The 23,120-nt window shown below is 28.5% G+C and carries 22 protein-coding genes; 3 read left to right on the top strand and 19 right to left on the bottom strand.

Features of this window, described 5'->3' with window-relative positions:
- Nucleotides 1-8: 8 nt before the first annotated feature.
- The 13 genes from QK892_RS08905 to QK892_RS08845 all read right to left on the bottom strand — a co-directional run bounded on the left by QK892_RS08905 (nt 9) and on the right by QK892_RS08845 (nt 12,987).
- Nucleotides 9-563, bottom strand: coding sequence for a DUF5317 family protein (locus tag QK892_RS08905; RefSeq protein WP_317273195.1), 555 nt, complete (start codon nt 561-563; stop codon nt 9-11).
- A gap of 275 nt (nt 564-838) precedes the next feature.
- Nucleotides 839-1,792: an MraY family glycosyltransferase gene (locus QK892_RS08900; protein WP_317273194.1), complete on the bottom strand. Its 954-nt coding sequence runs from the start codon at nt 1,790-1,792 to the stop codon at nt 839-841.
- 288 nt (nt 1,793-2,080) lie between these two features.
- A complete protein-coding gene (locus QK892_RS08895; protein ID WP_317273193.1) occupies nt 2,081-2,722 on the bottom strand; it encodes a V-type ATP synthase subunit D in 642 nt (213 codons plus the stop codon).
- Between the two features lie 2 nt (nt 2,723-2,724).
- Nucleotides 2,725-4,107, bottom strand: coding sequence for a V-type ATP synthase subunit B (locus QK892_RS08890; protein WP_317273192.1), 1,383 nt, complete (start codon nt 4,105-4,107; stop codon nt 2,725-2,727).
- Nucleotides 4,100-5,881 carry a V-type ATP synthase subunit A gene (locus QK892_RS08885; protein WP_317273191.1) on the bottom strand — a complete coding sequence of 594 codons (1,782 nt, stop codon included), beginning with the start codon at nt 5,879-5,881 and terminating at the stop codon, nt 4,100-4,102. The genes QK892_RS08890 and QK892_RS08885 overlap by 8 nt, the downstream gene beginning before the upstream one ends.
- 17 nt (nt 5,882-5,898) lie before the next feature.
- The gene (locus QK892_RS08880) at nt 5,899-6,210 is read right to left on the bottom strand and encodes a V-type ATP synthase subunit F (RefSeq protein ID WP_317273190.1); all 312 of its coding nucleotides are present in this window, start codon (nt 6,208-6,210) and stop codon (nt 5,899-5,901) included.
- Nucleotides 6,203-7,204: a V-type ATP synthase subunit C gene (locus QK892_RS08875; protein ID WP_317273189.1), complete on the bottom strand. Its 1,002-nt coding sequence runs from the start codon at nt 7,202-7,204 to the stop codon at nt 6,203-6,205. The genes QK892_RS08880 and QK892_RS08875 overlap by 8 nt, the downstream gene beginning before the upstream one ends.
- 12 nt (nt 7,205-7,216) lie before the next feature.
- Nucleotides 7,217-7,807, bottom strand: a complete 591-nt coding sequence (locus tag QK892_RS08870; RefSeq protein WP_317273188.1) for a V-type ATP synthase subunit E — start codon at nt 7,805-7,807, stop codon at nt 7,217-7,219.
- An 18-nt stretch (nt 7,808-7,825) separates the two neighbouring features.
- The gene (locus tag QK892_RS08865) at nt 7,826-8,311 is read right to left on the bottom strand and encodes a V-type ATP synthase subunit K (protein WP_317273187.1); all 486 of its coding nucleotides are present in this window, start codon (nt 8,309-8,311) and stop codon (nt 7,826-7,828) included.
- Between the two features lie 13 nt (nt 8,312-8,324).
- A complete protein-coding gene (locus QK892_RS08860; protein ID WP_317273186.1) occupies nt 8,325-10,280 on the bottom strand; it encodes a V-type ATP synthase subunit I in 1,956 nt (651 codons plus the stop codon).
- Nucleotides 10,267-10,593: an ATPase gene (locus tag QK892_RS08855; protein ID WP_317273185.1), complete on the bottom strand. Its 327-nt coding sequence runs from the start codon at nt 10,591-10,593 to the stop codon at nt 10,267-10,269. Before QK892_RS08855 ends, QK892_RS08860 begins: the two co-directional genes overlap by 14 nt.
- A 187-nt stretch (nt 10,594-10,780) precedes the next feature.
- Entirely contained in the window at nt 10,781-12,466 is a 1,686-nt protein-coding gene (locus tag QK892_RS08850; RefSeq protein WP_317273184.1) for a B12-binding domain-containing radical SAM protein, read from the bottom strand.
- Nucleotides 12,467-12,492: 26 nt separating this feature from the next.
- Nucleotides 12,493-12,987 (bottom strand): hypothetical protein, encoded by a 495-nt coding sequence (locus QK892_RS08845; protein WP_317273183.1) that lies wholly within the window; start codon nt 12,985-12,987, stop codon nt 12,493-12,495.
- Nucleotides 12,988-13,143: 156 nt separating this feature from the next.
- Here QK892_RS08845 and spoVB point away from each other — a divergent pair, with 156 nt between their 5' ends.
- On the top strand, nt 13,144-14,643 hold the full coding sequence (gene spoVB / locus QK892_RS08840) for a stage V sporulation protein B (RefSeq protein WP_317273182.1): 1,500 nt from the start codon (nt 13,144-13,146) through the stop codon (nt 14,641-14,643).
- 294 nt (nt 14,644-14,937) lie between these two features.
- Here spoVB and QK892_RS08835 read toward each other — a convergent pair whose 3' ends face one another.
- Entirely contained in the window at nt 14,938-15,378 is a 441-nt protein-coding gene (locus QK892_RS08835) for a GNAT family N-acetyltransferase (protein WP_317273181.1), read from the bottom strand.
- A 190-nt stretch (nt 15,379-15,568) separates the two neighbouring features.
- Between QK892_RS08835 and QK892_RS08830 the strand changes: the two genes are divergently transcribed.
- Both QK892_RS08830 and QK892_RS08825 read left to right on the top strand, forming a co-directional pair.
- The gene (locus QK892_RS08830; RefSeq protein WP_317273180.1) at nt 15,569-16,834 is read left to right on the top strand and encodes an MFS transporter; all 1,266 of its coding nucleotides are present in this window, start codon (nt 15,569-15,571) and stop codon (nt 16,832-16,834) included.
- A gap of 21 nt (nt 16,835-16,855) precedes the next feature.
- Nucleotides 16,856-17,968 carry an ArsR/SmtB family transcription factor gene (locus QK892_RS08825; protein WP_317273179.1) on the top strand — a complete coding sequence of 371 codons (1,113 nt, stop codon included), beginning with the start codon at nt 16,856-16,858 and terminating at the stop codon, nt 17,966-17,968.
- 136 nt (nt 17,969-18,104) lie between these two features.
- Here the strand turns inward: QK892_RS08825 and QK892_RS08820 are convergent, their stop codons facing one another.
- From QK892_RS08820 to QK892_RS08800, 5 genes are all read right to left on the bottom strand, one after another.
- Nucleotides 18,105-18,662 (bottom strand): zeta toxin family protein, encoded by a 558-nt coding sequence (locus tag QK892_RS08820; RefSeq protein ID WP_317273178.1) that lies wholly within the window; start codon nt 18,660-18,662, stop codon nt 18,105-18,107.
- A gap of 33 nt (nt 18,663-18,695) precedes the next feature.
- On the bottom strand, nt 18,696-18,881 hold the full coding sequence (locus QK892_RS08815; protein WP_317273177.1) for a DUF4177 domain-containing protein: 186 nt from the start codon (nt 18,879-18,881) through the stop codon (nt 18,696-18,698).
- 233 nt (nt 18,882-19,114) lie between these two features.
- Nucleotides 19,115-20,731, bottom strand: a complete 1,617-nt coding sequence (locus QK892_RS08810; RefSeq protein ID WP_317273176.1) for a putative polysaccharide biosynthesis protein — start codon at nt 20,729-20,731, stop codon at nt 19,115-19,117.
- Nucleotides 20,732-20,746: 15 nt separating this feature from the next.
- The gene (locus QK892_RS08805) at nt 20,747-21,715 is read right to left on the bottom strand and encodes an RluA family pseudouridine synthase (RefSeq protein WP_317273175.1); all 969 of its coding nucleotides are present in this window, start codon (nt 21,713-21,715) and stop codon (nt 20,747-20,749) included.
- Between the two features lie 202 nt (nt 21,716-21,917).
- On the bottom strand, nt 21,918-23,108 hold the full coding sequence (locus tag QK892_RS08800; protein ID WP_317273174.1) for a M20 metallopeptidase family protein: 1,191 nt from the start codon (nt 23,106-23,108) through the stop codon (nt 21,918-21,920).
- Nucleotides 23,109-23,120: the final 12 nt, after the last annotated feature.

Genomic DNA, 23,120 nt, shown 5'->3' with positions numbered 1-23,120 from the left:
TTATTAATTTAGTCAATAATTTTTTCATTAGTTAAATTTAGATACTTTACTGATTTGTATATAATTATAAATACAAATCCTCTTATAAATATATCTCCTAAACTAAGAACACTATATCCAATATCAAATATATCAGTTAAAAACTTTAGTTTAGTTAAAGAATCCCCTAATATATGTATATCATTTACTTTGTCAAAGGAATCTATCTTTGCATATCCAGTCAAATATGAAAGACTTGGAAATACAGGCATATACCCATTATTTGCCCAAATAGCTAAATCATTTAATATTCCTCCAACTACTACAAATACTGAACCTATAATCGCAGAAACATATTGTTTATACACAAATATTAATGGCAAATATGAACATAGATATAAAGTTTTCACCACGCCTACATACTTTATTAAATTGTAATTTTCAGAAAATATATTAGCTTGTATAATTAAACAAATTACCTCCATAAAAATAACAGGATATATTGTCCAGTTTTTTAATAATGGTTTTATTTTTAATTTTTTTACTTTACAAAATATTAATGAGATAATAATAGTTTCAAACATAATTAATCATTCACCTTTTACATTAAAAATATAAATAACTCTGTATACTTATAATGTGCATTTTCAATACACTAATTATACTATCACTTGTTATTCTTTTCCATACATTTTTTTGTGTTTTTTTAAAAAATATACATGAAATTTTGTTTATTTACTCTAAAAAAGTAAAAAAATACTATTATATAATAATCATTATGAAATCCTTTTTTAATAATAATCAAAATTTTCAAACACTTTTTTATAAAATAAATTCAGCATTAAGCTGAATTTTATAATTATTTTTTTATTAATAATAATATAATTGATATTAAACTAAAGGCTAAACTAACCATATTTATATATGTTACTACTTGCTTTGGTGTAAACCCCTTTGCCTCTAGTCTATAATGTATCTGGCTTCTATCTGCTTGATATACAGGTTTCCCATCCTTAAATCTTTTAATTATAACAAAAATATTATCAAATATGGGTATTGCTAATGCTAATAAAGGTATAAACAAGCTCATTAAAGTAGTTTGCTTAAATGCTCCATCTAATGCAATTATACTTAATATAAATCCTAAAAAATTTGCTCCTGAATCTCCCATGAATATCTTTGCTGGATACTTATTATATTTTAAGAATCCTAATGTGACTCCTGAAACAATTAATGACATCGTGATAGATTCACTTTGCTTTAATATAATTGCTGCTCCTGCAAATGTTATAGAGGAAATAAGTGATAACCCACCAGCAAGTCCATCCATTCCATCAGACCAGTTAATGACTGTTGTTACTCCGAATATCCAAGTAATAGTCAATACAAATTGTAGAAAACCCGATAAAACTATGTATTCCTCTGTAAAAGGATTCATAAATCCTCTAAAAACAATACCAGCATTATATATTATAAATGCAGCTATCAATTGTATAATTAATCTAGGATATATAGGAAATTCCTTTCCTCTAGTTTTAAAATAATCATCAATTAAACCTATACCTAATATAAGAAGTGAACCTACAAATATCCAAATTTTCTCTACTGTCATAGTATAATTGTTAGTTATAAAGTACACTATAAAAAATCCTATAAACATAGCTAATCCACCACAAAGCGGTGTTTCTTTATCATGTTTTTTTCGTTTAGTTGGCTTATCAGTAAAACTATATTTTTTAGATAATTTAATTAGTCCTGGTGTTATAAAGTACACTATTAAAAATGCTAATATGAAAGATAAAATATATCTCATAATATGCTCCTTAAAATTCAAACGCTATTTTATTATGTTAAATAATATTCTATAATTATACTATTATCGACTATTTTTATCAATGACAAAACAGTGACTATTTAAATATAAAACTTGGATGATTTCAAATTATAATACAGAATGAACAGTGGAGAATGCGTAATACACGCTAGCTAATGCATAATTCGTAATGCATAATGCATAATTTAAGAAATGGGTATAAAACTCATTTTAGTTCTATACCCATTTTATATTTTGTTATTCTTTTTATATTATTCAATAACTTTATTAGTTTTTTGCTTGTATCATATCTTTAACTTTCATAAGTCTAGTTAAAGCTCCTCTTTCATTTTCATCTAACTTCATTCTAATATACTTAATAGTCTCTTGTAATGAAGGTATTGTCATGTATTCAAGAGCATTAACTCTTCTTCTTGTTTTTTCTATTTCATCTGCCATTAACTGAGTAGACTTTTCAACTTCAGCTAATTCTAATAATTTAGGTAATATATTATATAATTTAGCAATAGAATCATCTAATTCTGATGATGTAGTTGCAAAACCATATGGGAATATACTCCCCTCATCACCCTCAAGCTGTCTATGAAAATTCATTTTAGGAACATTAACACTCATTATATTCTTAGTTCCTACTTCAACAGATATACTTTCTTTTGGATAAGCTATTGCTTCCTCTAAAAATTCTGAGCTCATAACAGCTCTAGCCATAACAAAATCCTTAAGTGCTCCTTGAAGCTCTGCTTCTACAGATTTCCTTAATTCATTATTATATTTGACAAGATTAACAAATTGTCTCATAAGCTCATCTTGCTTATCCTTTAAAAGTTTATGTCCTCTTGTAGCTGTCACCAGCCTCTTCTTTAACTTAGACATCTCCATTCTAGTAGGATTGACATTTAATCTTGCCATGGCTATTCTTCATCTCCCTTTGGCATATACTTTTCAAGATATTCGTCTCTTATTCTCTTAAGTTCAGTTCTTGGAAGTATCTTTAAAAGTTTCCATCCTAAATTTAATGTTTCTTCTATACTTCTATTTGTTGTAAAGCCTTGTGATACATATTGTTCTTCAAAAGCTTCTGCAAATTTTGCATATTGTTTATCTATATCTGATAATGCTGATTCACCTAAAATAGCTGATAATTCTTTTGCTTGCTTACCTTGTGCATAAGCTGAGAATAATTGGTTCATTGTATCAGCATGATCTTCTCTAGTCTTATTTTTACCAATACCTTTATCTTTAAGTCTTGAAAGTGATGGTAATACATCTATTGGAGGTACAACACCCTTCTTATATAATTCTCTTGAAAGTATTATTTGCCCTTCAGTTATATATCCAGTTAAGTCTGGAATTGGATGTGTCTTATCCTCTTCAGGCATTGTTAAAATTGGAATTTGAGTTATAGAGCCCTCTCTACCTCTAAGTCTTCCCGCTCTTTCATATAAAGTAGAAAGGTCCGTATATAGATATCCTGGGTATCCTCTTCTTCCTGGAACTTCTTTTCTAGCAGCTGATACTTCTCTTAAGGCTTCTGCATAGTTTGTTATATCAGTCATTATAACAAGTACATGCATTCCTTTTTCATAAGCTAAATATTCAGCTGTAGTAAGAGCCATTCTTGGTGTAGCTATTCTTTCGATAGCAGGGTCAGATGCAAGGTTCATAAATAATACTGAATTATCTATAGCACCTGTCTTATTAAATTCATCTACGAAGAATTGAGATTCTTCAAATGTAATACCTATAGCAGCAAATACAACAGCAAAGTTAGCATCTGAATTTAAAACTTTCGCTTGTCTTGCTATTTGTGCAGCTAGTTGTGCATGAGGAAGCCCTGATGCTGAGAACACAGGTAACTTTTGTCCTCTTACTAGAGTATTAAGTCCATCAATAGCTGAAATACCAGTTTGAATAAATTCTGATGGATAATCTCTTGATACTGGATTAATTGCTTCTCCATTTATATCATATCTTTTTTCAGGTATTATGTTTGGGCCATTATCTATTGGGTGTCCCATACCATCAAATATTCTTCCAAGCATATCTTCTGAAACACCAAGTTCAAGTGGCTTTCCTAAGAATCTAGCTTTTGTTTCCTTTAAATTAATTCCTGATGATCCTTCAAAAAGTTGAACCATGGCTCTACTTCCATTAATTTCAAGAACTTTACCTCTTCTCATTTCACCAGTTTGAAGTTCTACTTCAACTAATTCATCATATTTAACACCTTCAACACCTTCAACAACCATCAAAGGTCCTACAATTTCTGTTACTGTCTTATATTCTCTAAGCATCTAGAACACCTCCCTCTTCAGTTATTAGTGTATCTATAGCAGATTTTAATTCTACTGCAATTTCATCCATCTTATCTATATTATCTTCATTAATATATTTACTTCTTGCAATCTTATCTCTAATTTCATCTAAACCTAAGATTTTATTTAAATAAACACCTGCTTTTAATGCTCTCTCTGCTTCTTTTCTGAAAAGAAGTATCAATTTTAACATCTTATATTGCTTATCTAATGAAGAATAAGTATCAACTTCATGGAATGCATTTTGTTGAAGATAATCTTCTCTTATTGATTTAGATACTTCCAATTTAAGTCTATCATTTTCAGATAATGCATCAATACCAACAAGGCTTACTATTTCTTGAAGACCTGATTCTTCTTGAAGTAAAGTCATAGCTTCTTGTCTTAATGATGACCAATCTGATGCAACTTCTTCATTCATCCAAGCATCTATTGTATCTGCATATAATGAATATGAATTTAACCAGTTTATTGATGGGAAATGTCTCTTATAAGCTAATTGAGCATCTAATCCCCAGAAAACTTTAACTATTCTAAGAGTTGATTGAGTAACTGGCTCTGATAAGTCTCCTCCTGGAGGTGATACTGCTCCAATAGCTGTTACAGCTCCTTCTCTTCCATCTTTACCTAAACATACTACTTTACCAGCTCTTTCGTAGTAATCGGCAAGTCTTGATCCAAGATAAGCAGGATAACCTTCATCCCCTGGCATTTCTTCAAGTCTTCCTGACATTTCTCTTAATGCTTCTGCCCATCTAGATGTTGAATCAGCCATTATTGAAACTGAATAACCCATATCTCTAAAATATTCAGCTATAGTTATTCCTGTATATATACAAGCTTCTCTAGCTGCAACTGGCATATTTGATGTATTTGCAATAAGAACTGTTCTCTTCATTAAGCTTTCACCAGTCTTTGGATCTTTAAGTTCTGGGAATTCATTAAGAACATCTGTCATTTCATTACCACGTTCTCCACATCCAACATATACAACTATTTCAGTATCTCCCCATTTAGCAACTTGGTGCTGAACTACTGTCTTACCAGCTCCGAATGGTCCTGGAACTGCAGCAGCTCCACCTTTAGCAACTGGGAAGAATGTATCTATTACTCTTTGTCCTGTTGTCATTGGAGCTTCTGGTTTTAATTTTCTTGCAAATGGTCTTCCTTTTCTTGCTGGCCATTTTTGCATTAAAGTTATTTCTTTATCACCCTTTTCAGTTTCTACAATACAAACTGTATCCACTATAGTGAAATTTCCAGATTTAATTTCTTTTATAGTTCCTTTTATTCCATAAGGAATCATGATCTTATGTAGAATTACTGAAGTTTCTTGAACTGTTCCAATAATATCTCCCGCTTCTACAACATCTCCTACTTTTGCAGTAGCATCAAAATTCCAAACTTTTTCTCTATTTAATGATTTTACAGCTACACCTTTCTTTAAGAATGGTGAATTTGCTGCCTTTTCAAAAGCATCAAGTGGTCTTTGTATTCCATCAAACATTGATTCAATAAGACCTGGTCCTAATTCTATACTTAATGGTTCTCCAGTAGTAATTACTGGGTCCCCTGGTCCAATCCCTGTAGTCTCTTCGTAAACTTGGATAGATGCCCTATCATTTCTCATTTCTATGATTTCTCCGATAAGACCATTTTCTCCAACTTTTACCATATCGAATATATTTGCTTCTTCCATTCCCTCAGCTACAACTAAGGGACCTGCAACCTTTATAATCTTTCCGGTCTTCAAATTACTAACCTACCTTCCTATAAAATATTAACGCCAACAGCTTTTTCCACACTATCACTAATTCTCTTAAGTCCAATATTTAATGAACCTTGATTGCTTGGAATTAATATTACTGATGGAAGTATTTGTTCATTATAACGTGCTATAGTTTCTTCAATATTTTTAGCTACTTGTTCAGTAACAAATATTACTGCATAATTATTTCTTGCACAATTATCTACTGCTTTTCTAGCTTCTTCAGGCTCTACTACTGGGAATACATCTATTCCTATAGCTTTAAAACCTAAAATTGAATCTTTATCTCCAACTACGCCTATTTTCTTATGCATATATATCACGCAACCTTTCCCTTATTACTTCCTCAGCAATATTATTAAGCTTGCCAACCATTATAATTCTTATCACTTTTATTTCTGTTTCCTTAGCATAAATATAAGATAATAATCTTTCTGGTCCAAATGTAACTAACTTAGAATCTTTCATTAATTGCATAATATAATTATCACTTAACTTTTCTAAAAGACTTGCAGAATCAGTAGCTATATATCCTTCTAATCCTTCTTTGATTAAGCTTGAATAAATAGTAGTTTGTAATCTAGATATAATATTTTCTGGAGATTCATTTAGTAATAAAATTAATTTATTACTATCTATAGCTCCACCATTAAATATTACTTCTTCTGCAAAACCTCTTCCTTTATTTTGTTTTTTAATTCTAAGTAAGGTTCTTATATTAGTAGAATCAATCATTGATTTAACTAAGTTATCTATAAACTTATAATTTAAAGACTTATTAATTTCTACTAATTCTTCATACATATATTTATCTATAATAATATCTATTTTTTGAGGATCTTTAGTTTCTTCAAAGACCTTCATAGCTTCTTGAATCCCTTTGCCTATTATGCCATCTATACCTTTCAAATCATCAGAATCAATCTTACGCTTAATTTCTTGTAAGTCTAAATTCCCCAGTTTAATAAGCATTGATGATAAATCTTTACCTAGTACTTTTGCCTTTAAAAGAACCTTAGCATTATGATAGTCATATTTTAAACTCATTATCTTAACAATTTCTTTAACAGGACTCATTTCATAAACTAAATCATATATCCTTTTTAATTCTGCGGTTAAGATTTCTTCATAATCTTCTGCTCTTTTTACATTTGATGAAACATTTGCGTATTCTGTTTCATTTAATATTCTAAGCACTTCACTAGCTGAAGTGGATTCAATCATTCTCTCAACTTTTGTTTTATCAAGGAGTCTGTTTTCTAAAACCCATATTCTTGATACTGCTTGGGTAAACTTCATTACATCCATTTCTTACCCTCCTTAACCAAATAACACGTTTGCTACTTCAAACTCCAATTCATCTTTTAATGAACTTACTAAAGCTTCATACGTATTATTTATTTCTATTCCATTTCTTTCAAGAATAAATCCACCTTTAAAACTTCCAACCTTTGGACTTAGCTTTATATTTCCCTTATCTCCTAATGATTGATTTAAATCATATATAAAAGTAAGATCAACTAACTCCAATCCTTCTTTATTTAAAATAAGATTTTGTTCTCCTATTTCACCTAAAGAAAGTATAGTATTCTTAATAAATCTTAAAAAATCATCTCCAGAGATAGAAGCTAATACATCTATACTCTTATCAAATACATCTTTTATAACTTCTTGTTTTGCAGATAATTTATTATTTCTAACCTTTAGAGAAGCAGAAGATAAAATCCTCTCTTTTCTACTCTTAGCCTCAACCTCAGCTTTATCTATAATTTCTTTTTCTAGTTCCTTGGCTTTAGCTATTTTCTTTGAAAGAATTTTATTCTTTTCTTCTTCAGCAGAAGCTAGAATACTTTCCTTTCTTTCTTCAGCATCCCTAAGGATTTTAGAAGTTAGATTATTTACATTTGCCATAGCCTATTCTCTCCAATCCTAGAATCCTTTATTTACTAACATAAATGATATAACGAAACCTAATAATGCATATGTTTCAACCATAGCTGATAATATAATACCTTTAGTGTTATGTTCTTCATTCTTCGCTAATATTTGAATACCAGCTGCTGCAACTCTTCCTTGAGATATTGCAGACCAAAGTCCTGTAAATGCTACTGGAAGAGCAGCACCTAATAAATATAAACCTTGTTCAAATGGCATACCTGAAGTCATTTTAGTAAATATTAAGAAACCTATAACGAATCCATATAAACCTTGTGTACCTGGTAATAATTGAAGAACTAACGCTTTACCAAACTTTTGTGGTTCTTCTGTAACTAAACCAGTTGCTGCTTCACCAACTATACCAACACCTTTAGCTGAACCTATTCCTGATAATACAACTGCTAAGGTTGCTCCAATTGCTGCAAAAAATAATCCCCCATTATTTTCTATTAAAAATTGAATCCATGACATTTCCATTTTATAATTCCTCCTAATTTCTTTTGATTTTTATATACTTTTCTGAACTTTTAAATGCTTTAAAGGGTTTTCCACCACCATCATAGAACTTACCGAAATATTCAACATATTGAAGTCTTGCTGTATGAACATATGCTCCAAGTAAAGACAATCCTAAATTGAATATATGGAAAAAGATTAATAATACTGGTCCTAGTATTATTGCAGCTACTCCTGGTAAAGTATTTATTAATAAGTTTAATGCACCTGCAATCGAACCTCCTGCAAGGCCTAATGCCATAAGTCTTGTATATGAAACTAAGTCTCCTACATATCCACTTATACCATATAAATTGTATAAACCTTGCCCAGCCTTTGCTCCAATAGACTTTTCATTTCTTCCACCAGCAATAACTATAAGTATCATACCTATAATTGTTGTTACAATAAATACTGTTCCTAAAAATTCTGGTAATCCTAAGAATTTTACTGCTGCAATTCCACCTATTGATGTTAATGTAATTAACCAGGATCCTGCATCAAGTAAAGCGTCCATCCCTTTTCCTATCCTTATTAAGCTATAAGCTTTAATAAATAGTCCAAAGAAAATTTGAATTACTCCAAATCCTAAGGATAAGACTACAATAGTCATTACATTTTTATTTGAATCAATTAATTGAGTTGGTAAAACTATTAAATCACCAAAGAATGAACCATAAACTAATCCAAAGAATATTATTGGAAAGCTTAAATAAAAGAAGAACTTTGCAAAATCTCTCATGCTATCACTTAATTTTAAGAACTTAAGTGCTAAAAATGAACCTAATAAAACTATTAATCCATATCCTGCATCAGCTACCATCATACCAAAAAATATTAAGTAAAATGGTGTAAGAAGTGGGGTTGGATCTATTTCATTATATTTAGGATAGCTATACATACCTGTTATACTTTCAAAGGCAGACACTAACTCTCCATTTCTTAGTTTTATAGGAACATCGTCTATTTCATCTTCTTTAACATCTTCAAATTCAATGTAATAATCATTATTAAGAACATTAGAGCATATTATTCTTAAGTTCTCACTGTCTTCTTCAGCTATCCACCCTTGGATTGCACAAACATTTTTAGTCTTTAAAAAGTTGCTAGTAACCTTTTTTCTTTCAACTTTACTTGCAAAATAATCATATGCTAACTCTAATTTTTTCAAATCTTCTTCAAGGTCTGCTATTTCTTCTTGAACAAAGAATTTTTTAGATTGAATTTCTTCTATTTCATGTTTGTAATTTAAAATTAATTTTAATGGCACATCACTTTGTTGTGTTTTAAAGGAATTAAATCCAACACTTCTTAAAACTTCTGTAACTTTTTCATCATATTCTTTATTAGCTAGAAGTAATATGTTTATATCATTTGCATTTCTTGATATTATCTCTATATAACAATCTGATAATTCTTGAAGTAACGTTTCTTCATAACCTTTAGCTATACTTCCTAAATAATAAGATGTTCTTTTTAATGTTTCTAGTTCACTAAAAGCAATGTCTAAATTTTCCCATGGTGTTAATGTATCTATTTCAGATTGTAACTTTGTTACTTCTGAATCTAACTTTGCTAATTCTTCTTCCTTTTGTTTTACTTTTTCATAGCTAGCTAACCAGTTAGAAGAATTAAATCTTTCCTCTAATTCATCTAAAGTCAAAGTTAATTTTTCTTCTCTTAATGCCTGTAAGGCTGATTTCTTTGGAACATATTTAGTTAAAAACTCAACTCCAAATTTTGCTTTAGATAAATTTTCTTCATAATCAGAACATTCTATTTCATCGCTATCTTTAGATAAACTTTCCAAATATTCATATTTTTTAAGAAAATCTTCATTTTGCAAATTAATAAACTCAACATTAGATAAGCCTTGAATTTCTTTTAGAAGTTCTGACTTTTTAGATTCAAAGGTAAGCAAAGTGAACTTCTTCATCTTAACTATTGCCATGAATCTTCACTATCCTCTCAACGATTAAATTAATAGCATTATTTTTCTTTTCAGCTGAAATATTCTTTATTTCTTGTACATCTCTTTCACCTTGATTTAATATAGGTTCAGCTTCAATATTTCCATCTTTTTTTGCTTTTTCAAGAATTTCATTTTTTCTTAAATTAGCACTTTCTAAAATTTTTGTGTACTCCTCGTCTGCCATTATTTTTGTATTTTTTATTATTTCTTTTGCTCTGACTGTTGCTTCTTGTATTAGTTTTTCTGCTTGATCTTCAGCCCTTTTAATATCATTTATTGCTTCTAATGCCAAAATCTCACCACCTTTATTATATTACAATAATAATATAGTAATTAATGTTTTATATAGTATTAATTACTTTTTACTATTATATATTATACACTATTCCTCGCTTTTTTCAACATTTTTGTTCTTCTTTTGTATGAATAATCACAATTATTCATTTTATTCAATCATTTTTTATCAATTTAATATATACTTACTCTCTATCTATAGCGTTTATATCATCATTAATATGTATTATATCCCCGCTATAACCAAAAATAAAATAATCTTTTTCCTTAATTATTTCTGAGGAATCTTTAAATTTATTAATATTTATACTAAAAGATTCTAAATAATACTCTTTAAAAGAATATCTATCTCTTAGTTTTTCTTTAATCTCATCTTCTTCTCTTTTTTCTATGCTTCTACCGATAAAGTCAGGTATACCTCTCCTTTTATTAAAACTTAAATAATCATATCTTAAAATTTCTTTTAATATAGAATTATCTTCTTTTAATATTTCCATATTAAAATCTAAAAATACTCTATAATATTCACTATTTCCAATATTTCTATCAAAATAGCCTTTACGCTCAAAGTATTTTCCTAATTCGTAATAAAAATCAAAAGGCGTCTCAAATTTATTTACAAAATATTTTATTATGTTATTGAATTTTTGTGAGTTATAGTACTTATCGACCATTTCTTCAACTTTTTTAAGCTTTAAAATCTCTTCATAACTTATATCATTAGTCCTTAGTATTTCATACGGAGGATATGGTGAGTATTTCATTCCATACTCATCAGCTTCTTCCCTCATAGATGATCCTCTAAGAAGTTTTAAGAAACCTAGTTGTATTTCTTCTGGTGCTATACTATATACATCATTAAATGATTTTTTAAATGAAAAATAATCCTCCCCAGGAAGACCTGCAATTAAGTCTAGATGCTGTTTAATATTTCTTATCTTAAGAAGCTCATCTACTTTTTCCTTTATATCGCTAAAGTTAACAAATCTATTTATTTTATTTAAAACTTCATCATTAGTAGTTTGAACTCCCACTTCAAATTGAAATCTATCTTTAGGTGCTTTTCTTAACAATTCAAGTTCAGAATCCTTTAATATATCTGCAGAAATTTCAAAATGGAATTGAGTTTTAGTATCTTGGTTAATTAGATATTCCCATATAGCCATTGTAAATTTATGATTGCAATTAAAAGTTCTATCTACAAACTTTACTAGTCTTACTTCCTTATCTATGAAGTATTTTAACTCCTTCTTAACCCTGTCTACATCTAAGAATCTAACTCCATGAATAGTTGATGATAAGCAATATTTGCAATTGAATGGACAACCCCTGCTAGCTTCATAATAAACTATTTTGTTATCTAAATTTTCATCTTCTTCATAAGGAAATACTACCTCATTCATATTCATCAAAGGTCTTTTACCATTTGAAATAACATCTCCATTTAATTTGTAATAAAGCCCTCTAATTGACTCCACATCTCTTTTTCCAAGCTTATATTCAACAAATTCTCTATAAGTTTTTTCTCCTTCACCTTCAATAATATATTCTCCATTTAACTCTTTAAGTATGTTCTGACTATCATAAGATACTTCAGGACCTCCATAAAGAATTTCTATGCTTTCATCTACTAATTTTATTAAATTTGAAAGCTTTTTTACCATTTCTATATTCCATATATAAGTAGAAAAGGCCACTACATTAGGCCTTTCCATAATAATCTCTTCTAATATTTTTTCTTCTCTATCATTTATGGAAAACTCCCTAATTTTACATTCGTAATTCATATCCTTTGTATATGCCCTTAAATATCTAACAGCTAAATTACTATGTACAAACTTAGAGTTTAAAGCTGTAAGTAAAATCTTCATATGTTTATCTCCCTTCGAAAGTAATGTTATATTTTTTTAGCTTTTATAAAATGAATATCCTCCCATAATTTAGTTTCCTCTATTTTATAATATTTTTCAAGGAGTTTTTCATTTTCTTCGATATTTGATTTTATTATAGGATTTAAGTTTTTAAAATCAAACTCTTTGTATTTCCCAGATGGTAGGATTGCAACTATTTTATTATTTATCATATCTCTAACATCTTTATTTATATCCCATATAAATAATTCTCCCCCAGATTTAATATATTTACTTACTTCTTCTATTAATTTTGATCTACTAGAAAAATTCCACATATTACTTAAACAAAAGAACATAGTGCATGTATCATAATCATTTTCTTTTAAAGTATAATTATTATCCCCATTTACATAATCTACTGATATTTCATTCATAATATCTTTTGATATATTATAAATTACACCAAAACTTTCTCCCACATCTAATATATTTCCCTTTAGATTTACATCTGATAGATTTAATATAATTGTCTTTCCCATCTCACCTTACCTCCATATTACATAAGTTACATTATATTTATATTAGTAACTCAATAAATTTATTAATACTTTTTATTAATATTTAAAATTCTTTCATTATACATATTTTTATTTTTTGTGGAATAGATATAAATGTATTAATTGGGGGTGAAAACTTTGAAAGAAAATAGCTTTTTAAAAAATTCTGTCCTTCTAACAGCTTCTAATATAACAACTGGTATTTTGGGATTTATTTTCTCAATTTACTTATCAAAACTTATAGGCCCTGTTGGCATGGGACTTTATGGCTTAGTAATGCCTATTTATAATCTTTTTATTTGTCTTATGACGGCTGGAATAATAGCAGCAATATCTCAAATCTCTGCAATATATAAGTCAAAAGGGCAGTATAATAATATAAATAAAACTATAAAGTCAGTTGCAAGTTTTAACATAATATGGGCTATTGCTATAGGAGTAATGGTATTTTTTTTAGCTCCTTACATAAGCAAATATGGAATTCATGATATGAGAACAATTAATGCGATAAGAATAACTTGTCCAGCAATGGTATTCATAGCATTATCAAATATTCTAAAGGGATATTTCTATGGTACTTCCAAAATTGTAGTACCTTCTTTTATAGATATTCTTGAAAAAGCTATGCGTATTATAACTATAACAATATTAATATTTATATTTAAAGCTACTTCCATTACATCACTTGTAACCCTAGCATACCTCTCTCTAGCTATTGGTGAATTACAAAGTTTGGTTTTACTTTTTATATATTATAAAAATCTAAGAAAAAAAGTTCCTCCTTCTAATGATAAACCTGAGAGAGTTTCACAATTGCTATTTAATGTATTAGTAATAGCTCTTCCTCTGTGCTTAAATGGTTTCTTAGGAAACTTATTTGGAACAGCTTCTACCCTATTAGTTCCACGAAGATTGGCTGCTGCTGGTTTTGATGCTGCTACAGCCTTAGGAATGATAGGAAAATTCACAGGAATGGCTTTGACAATTGTTGCTTTTCCGATGATTGTTATCATGTCTATAAATTCGCTTATAGTACCAGATCTTTCTGAAACTATAAGTAGGCGTGATTATTACAATGCATCTATAAGAATAAAAAAAGTTATGAAAATCGCTTTTTTATTAGGACTAGCTACCACAGTTCTCTGCAATTTAATACCCGATTCATTAGGACAGATGTTTTATGGTAGAGATGACTTAGGCAATTATATAAAAATAGCTTCATTAAGTGCTCCAATATTATTTACATCAAGTACTATGTTTGGGATACTTAACGGACTGAATAAACAAGGAATTATCCTTAGAAACTCTTTAATTGTATCTGGTATAGAGCTTGTATTACTATTTTTCTTTATAGGATTACCTGGAGTAAATATAATGGGTTATGGTATAACACTATTTATAACTTCTAGTATAAGCTTATTTATTAATCTTAGAGAAGTACAAAAACATATATATTTAAATTTATCATTGAGCAATGTAATTATTTTTATTTTGCTAGCCATATTAATATTTATGATTTTGAGAGGTCTAACTAGCAACATATTTAATGACTTTATGACTATTAAGAATATTGCTCTTATACTAATAATCTTTTTAACATTCACTGGACTAAGTTTCTTTGGAATAGAAGAAGAATAAAGAGGAGATACATATTATATTCCTTGCTCCGTCGCAGGCTCCAAGTCGCTGTGAGATAATATGTATTTAATTCTATACTAAAGGTATAAATGCATATTGCATAATGCATAATGCATAATGCATAATGCATAATTCTTAATTAATGTGATAACTCAGACAAGCTGAGTTATTGAAAGAATTAATGAAAAAACTACAACTAAGCCTGATAGAATTAGGTTTAGTTGTAGTTTTTTAGTTTATATATCTTAATAGTATTTTAATTATTAATTCTCACTATACTAGTTATAACTTTATCTAAATATCAAATTTGAAGATTTTCACTTGTCGTTTGCCTTCTGCATACATCTCATTATCTTCTGGAATAGCTGCAATTTCTATTAATTCTCCACCTGCTATTTCACAAGTTTTATATGATGCAATATTATCGGGATTACAAGTAATAATTAAGTAATCCATATGGTGCTTTTTCGCTTGCTTAAATAATAGTTCACAAGCTTTGGCTGCATATCGGTGACCACGGTATTTTTCGTCTATTCCATAGCCAATATTTCCTCCGATATATGTTTTATCATTATGACCAATTCTCAAATCACAATTACCAATGATTGTTCCATCCAACAAGCAAATATCAAAGTAATATGCTGGTAACCATCTTTTTTCTGGCTGTTCCACACATGTCTTCGTTAGCTTAAGATATATTTCCTTTGTTCTTAAATCTGTAACATCATAAAACATAAACCCCCCCCTTATTATTTCAATTATATAGGTCTTTTATAATTTGTGTACATAACTATTTTTCCCTAGAATCTATTATTTCATATATTTCATTTTATATATTAGATAATTATCTAATATGTATTGACAGCTATCTAATATACTGGTATATTTTTACTTAATATAATATTTAAGTAAAAAGGGGATTTTAATGAGAGGTGTAAAATTAGAAAAAAAACAAAGTAAGTATAGTGATTTATTTCATGAAAAAAATTATATGTTAAATACTTTTTCTAGCATTATTTCAAGATTTGGTGATGGTATAGATACCATAGCATTTTCATTACTTGTATATGAGATTACTGGATCTACACTTTTGGTAGCTACTATTTTTGCTGTTAATGGAATACCAAACTTAATATTTGGTATTGTATCTGGTGTAGCTTGTAAATATGTACCTGATAAAATTATTATGGTTATATCTGATTTAGGAAGAGCTATATCTGTATTATTAGTTGCTCTCTTATTTATTACAGGGAATCTAGCTGTTTGGCATTTATATGTGATTACATTTTTAAATTCATCCTTTGAATCATTTAGGCAACCTGCTTCTGCTTCCATAGTTCCAAAAATTATTCCTATGGAAAAGTTAGAACATGGTATGGCTTTTTCATCTTCAGCCTGTAGAATTGCCGAGTTGATTGGTCTTGCAATAGCTCCACTGCTAATATCTTTACTTGGGTTAGGAGGAGCCGTCTTAATAGATGCAATAACCTTCATCATATGTGGACTTCTACTGTTAGGTTTAAAATTAAATAATATAGTAGACAATTCAAAAATTACAATTAAGGGCACTCTAAATGATCTAAAAGATGGATTTGTATTTATAAAAAAAGATGGGATTATTATTACTATCATTATCTTTGCAGCTATTTTAAATGCCTTAGTTGTACCAATTAATTCATTGCAAGCTCCTTATGTTGAAGAAGTACTTGGAACTGGTAGTACTGCCTTATCTGTAATAAGTATAGGGATATTAATTGGAATGATTTTAGCTGGACTTTTTGGGCCTAAAATAAAAGAAATATTAGGTGGCCAAAAGATGTTTATAATTGGTGGTATAATAATTGGTATAAACTATATATTAATGTCTTTACTTGGTAATATAGAAAACAAACAACTTATGTATATAGCCTTAGCTATTAATACATTTTTACTCGGTGTAGGTGTCTTACTCTTAACCTTTATATTACAAATTGTTATGATAAAAAGAGTAAGTCAAGAATTCTTATCAAGAGTAGCTTCAATTTTTAATGCAGGCGCTTTATGTGCAGTACCTATTTCAGCTTTCATAATAGGTATTATATCTCAATTTATTGATATTAAAATACTATTCTTAAGCTTTGGTGCTTTAGTATCCTTAGTATTTTTATTTATGTTTTTAAATAAAAATATTAAAAGCTTTGACCAATATTAAAACTAAAAGGGAGTGTCCATTTTGAACTATATTATTAATGATGAAGTAGATATTTTATATGAAATAAATAGAACCTTTATTTATTTAGCAAATGAATCTGAAGAAATAAAGAAATTAAATGAAAGTCTATATAAGATAGATATTAACAATGAAAACTATAAAAGAAATAACCTAAAAAGCTTTTATAAATTTATTGAAAAGTTTAAAAAGCTAAATACAATACCAATGGATAAAATAGAATACTTTTTTTCAGATGTTAATGACGGATTTACTGGAAGTAATTTATCAATTTTTGAAATTTTTCTTACAAACTTTAATATAGATGAACTTATTAATTTAAAAGAAAAAATAATGAATTCATCTGAAGAAGAAGTTAATAGACTTTCATTGGAAGAAATAATTAGATTTATCATAGAAAATTTTGATGATAAAAATTTAAATTTATCCATGAGTAAAGATGAATTTATAAAATATTTAATTAGTAGTAAAGACTTTTCTTACGAAGCTAAATGGAAGTTAACAGTGCTTTTAGAAGATAGTAAAAATCACTTATTAGATTATTTCAATATATTTTTAGACTCAATAGATAATTTTCAAAATGCTTTTACACTCTTTGAACAAGATAAAAACAAACTCATTTCTTATTTGAAAAATGAATTAAATAAAGATTCAAATTTTCTAACAGAACTTATTACTTTTAAATTAGATGAAGATACTACATTAATAATATATCCATCAATGCTAGATTTCAGAAAAATTTCATTAAGTGTGAATACATCACCAATAATTCCAATAAAGGAAACATCAATATGTTATTTAGGCTATAAATTTCAAGAGCTTATGAACCTTTCAAAGGGAAAAAAGGACGAGGAAGAAATATTACTAGAAAGATTAAAATGTATAAGTGATAAAAGCAAATATGAAATACTAAAAATGCTAAATAATGAACCACTATATAGTCAACAAATAGCACAAAAACTAAACTTAACAACTGCTACAATTTCATATCATATGAATGCCTTAGCACTAAATAAGCTAGTTACTATTAATAAAATAGATAACAAGGGCTACTATAGTATAAATAAAGAAGAGATAAATAAAATATGTACTTTACTACAAAACACTTTCAATTAATGCATAATGCATAATTGATAATGCGTAATTGAGGTAATAACTCAGGCAAGCTGAGTTAATGAAAGAATTAATGAAAAAACTCCTTGCGGAGTTTTTCTTTGTTTTTCAATTATATAATTTGTTAAATGCTTTTCTTTTATTGATTATTCTCGAAATTAATAATACTTTCATCAATATAATCATATGCCTTTTGAATTTCTTTTTCGTAGTCTTCTTTAATTTCAAAATAGGGTAATTCTGCTTTGATACACCTTTTCTTTAGCTCTTTATTTCTAGTGATAAATTCATCTTCATTTCTTTCCTCTGGAAATTTTCGTTTTTCGACTACATTCTCATAAAAAATAATCTTGTTGAAATTTTTCTCAATATATTCACTTGAAAATACAATATAAACTACTATGACATGAGCATTAGAAATATTAGCTACTTTTTCAGGAGGAAGATAACATCCTTCTAGAATTATATTTTGCTCATTTTCAATACATGTATCAATTATGCCCTTTACAACTCCCCATAAATTTTCCGAAATTACTGCTTCACTATCATAAGGAGTAAATCCACAATTTTTATACCCTCGAATGATTCCCATTTTTATATGATCTAAGCTTGTATATGGATATTTATATTTTTCAAGTAACTTTTGTGCCATTAAAGTTTTTCCAGTATGGCTCTCACCACCAACTAATACAATCAACTTCTTACTCCTTTAAATTAAAATAAATTAATCCTATTCTTCATCATATTTTTCAAATACTAAATCAATAATATTAATTTGACCATAACTACCATTACTTTTAGGTATTGCTGATACAAATCTCCATCCTTCTGCCGCATTCATAGCTATTATTTCTTGATGATTATTCTTGCCAAAAAGACCTCCAACTTTACACTCAATGAATAAATATTTATACATATTATCTCCCCTTTATTGGTTACTTCTTTAATTATTAATCTACTTTATGAGTACTACCATTTATACAAATTATACCATATTACTTTCTGTTCATTTTCTTATAAAATGAAAAACTCAGCACAAGCTGAGTTTTACAACAAATCCTTCATTATTTCATTCTTTCATTTCTTCATCTTTCAAAACTCTGAAAGAGTTTTCACCTTAATTATGCATTATCCATCACGCATTATGCATTATAAAAGTTCTTTTCTCAAGCTTCTTGGCAAGAACCTAAATAATCTTGGTGAAACTAAATCCAAGTCTTTTTTTCTTATGCCTCCAAAGTAAATCATTGAGTAAAGATATATGATTCCACCAATTCCTATTAGTATAACTGTTGCGATTGCAATTACAATCCTTCCTCCTCCTAAGGCTTCTGCTGCCTTAACAATAGGGAACTTCGCAACTAAAATAACTAATGTCATCAATAGAGAACAAATTGTCGGTACAATTGCTTGTTTTACTATTGGAATATTTACCTTAAAGAATTGTTTTATTTTTCTATGATTTATTATAGTAGGTATCATATATGATATAAAGGTTGCTATTACCGCTCCCATTATGTTAACAGTTGGAATAGACACTAATAAAACATTTATAATTATTTTTGCAAGTAATCCAAGACTTGCTGATACAATAATTAAATATAGTTTGTTAATCCCTTGTAATATAACATTTTGAATAGTCGTTATTGACATAAAAATTAATAATGATGATCCAAACATAAGTAATGTATATCCTGTAGATGAAGCAAATAAGAATCTATATATTTCTTTACTTAATATTGCTAATCCAAAGGTCGCAGGCATTACTATTATATACATCATCCTAAATGAGTAGCTAGTTTGCTGCTTCAATTCTTTTTTATTCTTATGTACAAAAGCTTGTATTATCTTAGGAAATATCGAGGTTCCAAGAGCTGTTACTATAGCAAGTGGTACATATACTAGAGTCTTATAATATGATAAAACCGCCCTATAACTATTTATTTCAACATCTGAAAAACCTGCTGTTGATAAACTTGTTCCTAAAGTTATACTATCTATAACACCAGCAAAGTTTTGAACTGCTGCAACTAGAGTTATAGGCAGGGCATACATAAATATCTTTTTTACTATTCTTCTATCAGAAACCTTTTTTCTGGATTTGTCATGATTTAATTCTGCATCACCTTTGAAATCCTTTTTATTGTAAATATACAATATATATATTATTGCAACAATCGCACCAAGAGATGTACCTACAGTCCCACCTGCACTTCCCCACTCTAAGTTTTTTGTAACCGCAATCAATAAAGCTGCAAAAACAAGACTAAGAACTACATTTATTAACTGCTCAATAATTTGAGATATTGCAAGAGACTCCATTTCCTCAATACCTTGCATATAACCTCTATAAGCTGCTAAAATAGCTGCAAACACTAAAGCTGGACCTAAAAACACAAATGTCCATGCAGATTGTTCTGCATTAATTAACTTAGAAAAAGGAAATGCTAATGCCATAAATATTGCAGAAATTACTATACTTATAATAGTAAGATACCTTATTGATAATTTCATAGCTCTTAAAGCATCTTTATGATTTCCCATAGCTCTAAGCTCTGTTACAACCTTAGTTACTGCAGGTTGTGCACCTAAACTAGTTACTGCAATTAAAAATACAAATATATCATAGCCTGCTACATATATTCCATACCCTGTTTCACCTAAAACTGCTTTTAATAAAGGAACATATATTGCTGATAATAATTTACCAGCAATACCTGCTATTGATAATATTAAAAAACCACGTCCGGCTGATTTTTGTTCCATACTAATCACCTTTTATTATATTCTGAACTTAAACACATCATTTTTAATCTTTTTAAATACTGGTGGTAAGCTTTCTGTTATAGTTTTATTATTTAAATAACTTAATTTATCTTTTGTATCTCTAAAAACTAATTTATATGCATATAAGAATTGACAATCTAAACCAAATTTATTTGCAAAGAATGAATTTAATTTTCTATCTCCATACTTATTATCCCCAATAATAGGTGCTCCTAAGTGAGACAAATGAGCTCTTATTTGATGGCTTCTTCCTGTTATCAAGTCTATTTCTAAAAGTGAATATGCACTATTAGTTTGTATTGTTTTAACTTCCATAGCTATTTCCTTAGAATTAGGAACTTTTTCATCATAAATCTTAGAGATATTAGCATCTTCATTTTTCAGTATATAACCCTTATATAATCCATCTTTAATTTTGCCCTTAACTAAGGCATTGTAATACTTTTCAACGTTGCCTTCTCTAATTAATTCATTAATACCTCTTAAGGCTTCAAAGTTTTTACCAAAAATAACTATTCCTGAAGTATTTCTATCTAATCTATTACATGGTGCTGGAGTAAAAGTTACTTCATTTTCAGGTAAATAATCACCCTTTTCATTTAAATATGATAATACATAATCAGTTAAGCTTGGTTCTTTTCCTTTTTCATCAGGATGAACTAAGATATTTGGCCACTTTTCAACTATTAATATATTAGCATCTTCGTAAGTTATCTTCATTCCTCTAGCATTTACTTTTATAAACTTTTCTTCTGGTTTTTCTTTAGTACTTTGTATATATTTAATTTCAACTATGTCATCTACTTGAAGTGTATAATTTTCCTTTTGCTTTTTTCCATTAACTCTTACATCACCTTTTCTTAAGGCTTTAAATATTTTACTTAATGGAACATCCTTTAATAATTTTCTTAAAAATTTGTCTAATCTTTGACCCGCTTCATTTGTTCCTATTTCTATTTTCAATAGTAATCACTCCTAGTTTCTTATTTTCTAGAAATTTATAAAATACTTATAATTCTATATAAAATTTATAAATCCCTTTCCTTAGTTTTCAAGTGTGCTATGTAAGCTTATGTTGACTTGGAGCGAAATTATGAAATTAATAAACTTACATAGCACACCTATTTATAAACTATTTTCCCCATTATAATAGATTAATATTAATTTACCTTCTTGTCAAATATTCAAAAGCCATCTGACATTGCAATGCCACCCCAAGAGGTAGACAATCCTCATCTATATCAAATAAATTGCTATGAGCTGGATAAATAATATTTTTTTCCTTATTACCTGACCCTAAGAAATAAAACACTGCTGGTCTTTCATTTGCAAAATAAGCAAAGCTCTCTACTCCCATTTTAGGATGCTTTTGTAATAATACATTTTCCTTTCCTAAAACTTTTTCTGCTCCTATTTTAAATAAAGCAACCATATTATCATCATTGTATAAATTAGGATATGATTCCTCTATATCTATATCTGCAGTAGCTCTTGAAGATTTGCATATACCTTCTACAATTTCTCTTAGTCTCTCTTTTGCAAAAGCTCTATCTTCCTTGTTCATAGTTCTAATAACACCACTTATTACTACCTCTTCTGGTATTATATTTTGTGCTGTACCTCCATGAATACTTCCAACAGTTATAACTGCTGGATTAGCAGTATTTATTTCTCTACTAACTATAGTTTGCAAAGCTAACACAATATGACTAGCTATTACTACTGGATCTACAGTAGTATGAGGATAGGCTCCATGTCCACCAGAACCTTTAATCTTAATAGTGAATGGATTTGATGCAGCATTTACTACTCCATCCTTTAACATAATAGTTCCACATTCTAGATTTTCTTCTACATGAAGACCACAAATACAATCTACTCTAGGATTTTCTAACACTCCCTCTTCAATCATAAATCTTGCACCACCGATAGTTTCTTCTGCTGGTTCAAAAAGCAATTTTACATTTCCGCTAAATAAATGCTTGTTTTTATTTAATAGTTTAGCTGCTCCTAATAAAATAGTAGTATGTCCATCATGCCCACAAGCATGCATCCTGCCTTCAACCTTAGATGAATATTCACAAGCTTTTTTATCTAAAATTGGTAAACCATCAATATCTCCTCTTAGTGCTATTGTCTTTATATTAGAACTTTCTCTTTCTTTAGTTCCTCTTATAATCCCACAAACTCCTGTTTTTGCTACTTCAATAAATTCAATACCTTCATTTTTTAAAAAGCTCTTTATAAACTTAGAGGTTTCATATTCCTCCATGCCTAGTTCTGGATGTTCATGTAATTTTCTTCTTATATAAATTAATTCATTTTTTATGCTTATTGCTTCATTTTTAAAATTCATAAAATTTGCCCC

This window comes from Clostridium lamae (genome assembly GCF_033043255.1).
Lineage (GTDB): Bacteria > Bacillota > Clostridia > Clostridiales > Clostridiaceae > Clostridium > Clostridium lamae.
The sequence above is the reverse complement of the archived record's forward strand: the minus strand, read 5'-3'. Positions and strand labels throughout refer to the sequence as shown.